Raw genomic sequence first — 6,277 nt, forward strand, 5'->3', positions numbered from 1 at the left:
AATGGCATTCAAAGATAACGCAGTTGAAATTGAAGAACGCGTAGTAGCCATCAACCGTGTTACAAAAGTTGTTAAAGGTGGACGTCGTCTTCGTTTTGCAGCTCTTGTGGTTGTTGGTGACCGTAACGGTCGCGTAGGTTTCGGTACTGGTAAAGCTCAAGAAGTACCAGAAGCTATCCGTAAAGCAGTTGAATCTGCTAAGAAAAACATGATTGAAGTACCAATGGTTGGTACAACAATCCCTCACGAAGTTCGCTCAGAATTTGGTGGCGCTCGTGTATTGTTGAAACCTGCTTCAGAAGGTTCTGGGGTTGCTGCCGGTGGTGCAACTCGTGCCGTAATCGAATTAGCAGGTATCGCAGATGTGACTTCTAAGTCACTTGGTTCAAACACACCAATCAACATCGTTCGCGCAACAGTTGAAGGTTTGAAACAATTGAAACGTGCTGAAGAAGTGGCTGCACTTCGTGGCATCTCAGTTTCTGATTTAGCATAAGAAAGGAGATACTCATGGCTCAAATTAAAATCACTTTGACTAAGTCTCCAATCGGTCGCAAACCAGAACAACGTAAAACAGTTGTTGCACTTGGACTTGGTAAATTGAACTCTTCAGTTGTTAAAGAAGATAACCCAGCTATTCTTGGAATGGTTAACGCTATCTCTCATTTGGTAACTGTAGAAGAAGTTAAATAATCTAACAAATAGACTAAGTCGCATAGAGAAATCTTTGCGACTTCTAGTCCATTTTACATATTTACATACAGCGAGTTTGTGGAGGAAGACTCTTGTACTTCACAGGCGCTAGCATATAAAAGAGGAGAAATAATAATGAAACTTCATGAATTACAACCTGCTACAGGTTCTCGTAAAGTCCGCAACCGTGTAGGTCGTGGTACATCATCAGGTAACGGTAAAACATCTGGCCGTGGTCAAAAAGGTCAAAAAGCTCGTAGCGGTGGCGGTGTTCGCCCAGGTTTTGAAGGTGGACAAACTCCATTGTTCCGTCGTCTTCCAAAACGTGGATTTACAAATATCAACGCTAAAGAGTACGCAATCGTTAACCTTGATCAATTGAACGCTTTTGAAGATGGTGCAGAAGTAACACCAGTTGTGCTTATCGAAGCTGGAATCGTTAAAGCTGAAAAATCAGGAATTAAAATTCTTGGTAACGGTGAATTGACGAAGAAATTGACAGTTAAAGCTGCTAAATTCTCTAAATCAGCTGAAGAAGCAATCACTTCTAAAGGTGGCTCAGTAGAAGTCATCTAAGAGGTGGCAGCCTATGTTTTTTAAACTTTTAAAAGATGCCTTAAAGGTAAAATTGGTACGTAGTAAAATTCTATTTACTATCTTTATCCTTTTTGTCTTCCGCGTAGGAACCCACATTACAGTACCAGGAGTAAACGCAAAGAGTCTTGAGGCCTTGTCAAACCTTCCGTTCTTGAACATGTTGAGCTTGGTTTCAGGAAATGCTATGCGTAATTTCTCAGTTTTCGCACTAGGGGTTAGTCCTTATATTACAGCTTCCATCATTGTTCAACTTTTGCAAATGGATATTTTACCTAAATTTGTTGAATGGGGTAAGCAAGGTGAAGTTGGTCGTCGTAAACTAAATCAAGCAACACGCTACATTTCTTTGGTACTGGCATTTGTTCAATCGATTGGTATTACAGCAGGCTTTAATGCTTTGTCCGGCGCAAAATTGACCAATATGCCATTAAATTGGCAAACATATTTGTTGATTGGATCAATTTTGACAACAGGTTCGATTATTGTAACCTGGCTGGGGGAACAAATTTCTGAAAAGGGCTATGGTAATGGTACATCAATGATTATCTTCGCGGGTATCATTTCATCACTACCAGGGACTTTTCACGAGATTTACATTGATCGCTTTGTTAATATTGAATCAAGTCGTTTGGGGGAGTCAGCAATCTTTGTTGCTGCACTCGCCGTATTAATATTCTTTGTTGTGTATTTTACAACTTTTGTACAACAAGCAGAATATAAATTACCAATTCAATATACAAAACGTGCACAAGGAGCACCTTCTAGCTCATATTTACCGCTGAAATTGAATCCAGCAGGAGTTATTCCCGTAATCTTTGCAGGCTCAATCACTGCAGTTCCAACTTCTTTGATTCAATATTTCGCAAGTCAAAATAAGAGTGCCGGGTGGTTATTGACGGTTCAGGAATACTTTGATTATTCAACTGCTAAAGGTATGATTGTATATGCAGGTTTAATTATTGCCTTTACATTCTTCTACACCTTTGTTCAAGTAAATCCTGAGAAGACTGCAGAAAGCCTTCAGAAAAGTGCAGCCTATATCCATGGAGTTCGTCCTGGTAATGGCACTGAACAGTTTTTGTCAAAATTATTGACAAGATTGGCAGTAATCGGAGCACTCTTCTTGAGTTTTGTAGCTTTGTTGCCCATCCTTGCGCAAAATCTCTTAGGGCTTTCTTCAAGCATTGCGTTCCTTGGTACAAGTTTGATTATCGTAATCTCTACAAGTATCGAAGGCATCAAGCAATTAGAAGGCTACCTTCTTAAGAGAAAATATGTAGGTTTCTTAGAAATTACAGAATAGAATATAGGTTGACTAGGTCAACCTTCTATTTTGTTTTTAGATAAGTTTGTCAATAATGGCAAATTTATGTGAAAACAAAATAAGGAGTTTGTCATGAATCTTTTAATTATGGGTTTACCAGGTGCTGGTAAAGGGACACAAGCGGCCAAGATTGTTGAGAAATTCAATGTTGCTCATATTTCAACAGGAGATATGTTCCGTGCAGCAATGGCCAATCAGACTGAAATGGGTATTCTTGCCAAGTCGTACATTGATAAGGGGGACCTCGTTCCCGATGAAGTTACTAATGGCATTGTCAAAGAACGTTTGGTTCGGGATGACATCAAGGAAAAAGGCTTTTTGCTAGATGGCTATCCTCGTACGATTGAACAAGCCCATGCCTTGGATGAAAATTTGGCTGACTTAGGAATTGAGTTGCAAGGTGTTATCAATATTGAGATTGATCCTTCAAAATTGGTAGAGCGTCTCAGCGGTCGTATTATTCATAAAGAAACCGGAGAGACTTTCCACAAAGTATTCAATCCACCTGTTGGAGACTACAAAGAGGAAGACTTCTATCAACGTGAAGATGACAAGCCAGAATCTGTCAAACGTCGTTTAGAGGTCAATATCGCACAAGGACAGCCAATCATTGATCATTATCGTGCAAAAGGGCTGGTCCATGATATTGAAGGTGACCAAGACATTGACCTTGTTTTCCAAGCAATTGATACAGTACTATCAAAATTGCAATAAACTAATAGATTTGGCTTGCATTTTTTATACAAAGATGATAAAATAGCCTAGTCTGACTTATAATTGTTACCTCTGTGTTCAGAGGACATCAAATCGATATTTAGAGAGGGGTTACTTTTGCATGGCAAAAGAAGATGTGATTGAAATTGAAGGCAAAGTAGTCGATACAATGCCAAATGCTATGTTTACTGTTGAGTTGGAGAACGGACACCAAGTCCTTGCAACTGTTTCAGGTAAAATCCGTAAAAACTACATTCGTATTTTGGTCGGTGACCGCGTAACTGTTGAGCTTAGTCCATACGACTTGACACGTGGACGTATCACATACCGCTTTAAATAGTCGAAATACTTGGAGGGATTAAACATGAAAGTAAGACCATCGGTCAAACCAATTTGCGAATACTGCAAAGTTATTCGTCGTAATGGTCGTGTTATGGTGATTTGCCCAGCAAACCCTAAACACAAGCAACGTCAAGGTTAAGAAATAGAAAGGAGAAAACATGGCTCGTATTGCTGGAGTTGACATTCCAAATGACAAACGTGTAGTTATTTCATTGACTTATGTTTATGGTATCGGTCTTGCAACATCTAAAAAAATTCTTGCAGCTGCAGGTATTTCAGAAGATGTACGCGTGAAAGATTTGACATCAGATCAAGAAGATGCTATTCGTCGTGAAGTTGATGCAATCAAAGTTGAAGGTGACCTCCGTCGTGAAGTTAACTTGAACATCAAACGTTTGATGGAAATCGGTTCATACCGTGGTATCCGTCACCGTCGTGGACTTCCTGTCCGTGGACAAAACACTAAAAACAATGCCCGCACTCGTAAAGGTAAAGCTGTTGCGATTGCAGGTAAGAAAAAATAATATAGGAGGTAGAAAAATTGGCTAAACCAACACGTAAACGTCGTGTGAAAAAGAATATCGAATCTGGTATTGCTCATATTCACGCTACATTTAATAACACTATTGTTATGATTACTGATGTGCATGGTAACGCTATTGCTTGGTCATCAGCTGGTGCTCTTGGTTTCAAAGGTTCTCGTAAATCTACACCATTCGCAGCCCAAATGGCTTCAGAAGCAGCTGCTAAATCTGCACAAGAACACGGTCTTAAAACAGTTGAAGTTACCGTTAAAGGCCCAGGTTCAGGTCGTGAGTCTGCTATCCGCGCTCTTGCTGCCGCTGGTCTTGAAGTAACAGCAATTCGTGATGTGACTCCTGTACCACACAATGGTGCTCGTCCTCCAAAACGTCGCCGTGTATAATCATACATTCCATACACAGCTTTTCGTTTAAGAGGGAGTAAGAAATGATTGAGTTTGAAAAACCAACAATAACAAAAATTGATGAAAATAAAGATTACGGCAGATTTGTGATCGAACCATTAGAACGTGGTTACGGTACAACTCTTGGTAACTCTCTTCGTCGTGTACTTCTTGCCTCACTTCCAGGTGCTGCAGTAACATCAATTAAAATTGATGGTGTACTCCACGAATTCGACACAGTTCCAGGTGTTCGTGAAGATGTTATGCAAATTATTCTTAACATCAAAGGCATTGCTGTAAAATCTTATGTCGAAGACGAAAAGAAAATTGAACTTGATGTAGTAGGTCCAGCTGAAGTAACAGCAGGAGACATTCTTACAGATAGTGACATTGAAATTGTAAACCCTGACCATTATCTCTTTACCATTGCTGATGGTGCCACTTTTAAAGCTGTTTTGACTGTCAATTCAGGTCGTGGTTATGTACCAGCTGAGGGTAATAAGAAAGATGATGCACCAGTGGGAACACTTGCTGTAGATTCTATCTATACGCCAGTGAAGAAAGTCAATTATCAAGTTGAACCAGCTCGTGTTGGTAGCAACGATGGTTTTGACAAATTAACACTTGAAATCAACACAAATGGCACCATTATTCCAGAAGATGCTTTAGGTCTTTCTGCACGTATTTTGATGGAGCACTTAGGTCTCTTCACTGACTTGACTGAAGTTGCAAAATCTGCAGAAGTGATGAAAGAAGCTGAAGTGGCTTCAGATGATCGTATGCTTGATCGTACGATTGAAGAATTGGATCTATCTGTTCGCTCATATAACTGTCTGAAACGTGCAGGCATTAACACTGTATTCGACTTGACAGAGAAAACTGAGCCAGAAATGATGAAAGTGCGCAATCTTGGTCGCAAGAGTCTTGAAGAAGTTAAAGTTAAATTGGCTGATCTTGGTCTAGGATTGAAAAAAGATAAATAATATAGGAGGAAATCATGGCATACCGTAAACTAGGACGCACTAGCTCACAACGTAAAGCAATGTTGCGCGATTTGACAACTGACCTTTTGATCAACGAATCAATCGTTACAACTGAAGCTCGTGCTAAAGAAATCCGTAAAACAGTTGAAAAAATGATCACACTTGGTAAACGTGGTGATTTGCACGCACGTCGTCAAGCAGCAGCATTTGTTCGTAACGAAATTGCATCTGAAAACTATGATGAAGCAACTGATAAGTACACTGCTACTACAGCACTTCAAAAATTGTTCTCTGAAATTGCACCTCGTTATGCAGAACGTAATGGTGGATATACTCGTATCCTCAAAACTGAACCACGTCGTGGTGATGCTGCACCAATGGCAATTATCGAACTTGTATAAGATCATCAATTTTGTTGAGTGTTATGATGATGGAATCCTATTCTGATTCTTAGTCTAGCTCTGGTCTACCGCTGAGCTTGTCTCAGCGGTAACACTCATCATGTTGATTGGACGCTTGTTTACGAAATTACTCTAAGATAGAATAATTTCGTAAGCAGGCGTTTTTATTAGATGATACATATCAGAAACAGGGTATTTACAAGAAAAACGAATCAATAGTTATTTATCACAATCTTAGAACTATACCAAATAACACCCTTCTGGAGCAGAAAGCAATGTTTGCCATAGAGTATCAATA

The 6,277-nt window shown here is 39.7% G+C and carries 11 protein-coding genes; all 11 read left to right on the forward strand.

Features of this window, described 5'->3' with window-relative positions; genetic code table 11:
* Position 1 precedes the first annotated feature (1 nt).
* The 11 genes from rpsE (at position 2) to rplQ (ending at position 5,979) form a co-directional block, all read left to right on the forward strand.
* Positions 2–496, forward strand: coding sequence for a 30S ribosomal protein S5 (rpsE, locus tag ODU45_RS07815; RefSeq protein ID WP_002936639.1), 495 nt, complete (start codon positions 2–4; stop codon positions 494–496).
* Between the two features lie 14 nt (positions 497–510).
* Positions 511–693 (forward strand): 50S ribosomal protein L30, encoded by a 183-nt coding sequence (rpmD, locus tag ODU45_RS07820; protein ID WP_002936638.1) that lies wholly within the window; start codon positions 511–513, stop codon positions 691–693.
* Between the two features lie 135 nt (positions 694–828).
* Positions 829–1,269: a 50S ribosomal protein L15 gene (rplO, locus tag ODU45_RS07825; RefSeq protein WP_002936637.1), complete on the forward strand. Its 441-nt coding sequence runs from the start codon at positions 829–831 to the stop codon at positions 1,267–1,269.
* Between the two features lie 13 nt (positions 1,270–1,282).
* On the forward strand, positions 1,283–2,593 hold the full coding sequence (gene secY, locus ODU45_RS07830; RefSeq protein ID WP_136670910.1) for a preprotein translocase subunit SecY: 1,311 nt from the start codon (positions 1,283–1,285) through the stop codon (positions 2,591–2,593).
* Between the two features lie 93 nt (positions 2,594–2,686).
* On the forward strand, positions 2,687–3,328 hold the full coding sequence (locus ODU45_RS07835; protein ID WP_172057302.1) for an adenylate kinase: 642 nt from the start codon (positions 2,687–2,689) through the stop codon (positions 3,326–3,328).
* Positions 3,329–3,449: 121 nt separating this feature from the next.
* Positions 3,450–3,668 carry a translation initiation factor IF-1 gene (gene infA / locus ODU45_RS07840; protein ID WP_002936627.1) on the forward strand — a complete coding sequence of 73 codons (219 nt, stop codon included), beginning with the start codon at positions 3,450–3,452 and terminating at the stop codon, positions 3,666–3,668.
* Between the two features lie 24 nt (positions 3,669–3,692).
* A complete protein-coding gene (rpmJ, locus tag ODU45_RS07845) occupies positions 3,693–3,809 on the forward strand; it encodes a 50S ribosomal protein L36 (RefSeq protein WP_001808836.1) in 117 nt (38 codons plus the stop codon).
* A gap of 19 nt (positions 3,810–3,828) precedes the next feature.
* The gene (gene rpsM / locus ODU45_RS07850) at positions 3,829–4,194 is read left to right on the forward strand and encodes a 30S ribosomal protein S13 (protein WP_002936622.1); all 366 of its coding nucleotides are present in this window, start codon (positions 3,829–3,831) and stop codon (positions 4,192–4,194) included.
* A gap of 17 nt (positions 4,195–4,211) precedes the next feature.
* Positions 4,212–4,595 carry a 30S ribosomal protein S11 gene (gene rpsK, locus ODU45_RS07855; RefSeq protein ID WP_004195509.1) on the forward strand — a complete coding sequence of 128 codons (384 nt, stop codon included), beginning with the start codon at positions 4,212–4,214 and terminating at the stop codon, positions 4,593–4,595.
* A 44-nt stretch (positions 4,596–4,639) separates the two neighbouring features.
* Positions 4,640–5,578, forward strand: a complete 939-nt coding sequence (locus tag ODU45_RS07860) for a DNA-directed RNA polymerase subunit alpha (protein WP_004195512.1) — start codon at positions 4,640–4,642, stop codon at positions 5,576–5,578.
* Positions 5,579–5,592: 14 nt separating this feature from the next.
* Positions 5,593–5,979 (forward strand): 50S ribosomal protein L17, encoded by a 387-nt coding sequence (gene rplQ, locus ODU45_RS07865; RefSeq protein ID WP_024532345.1) that lies wholly within the window; start codon positions 5,593–5,595, stop codon positions 5,977–5,979.
* The last annotated feature ends 298 nt before the right edge of the window (positions 5,980–6,277 follow it).

The sequence above is a fragment of the Streptococcus sp. 2022WUSS135 genome (genome assembly GCF_044427045.1).
GTDB classification, from domain to species: Bacteria; Bacillota; Bacilli; order Lactobacillales; family Streptococcaceae; genus Streptococcus; species Streptococcus hashimotonensis.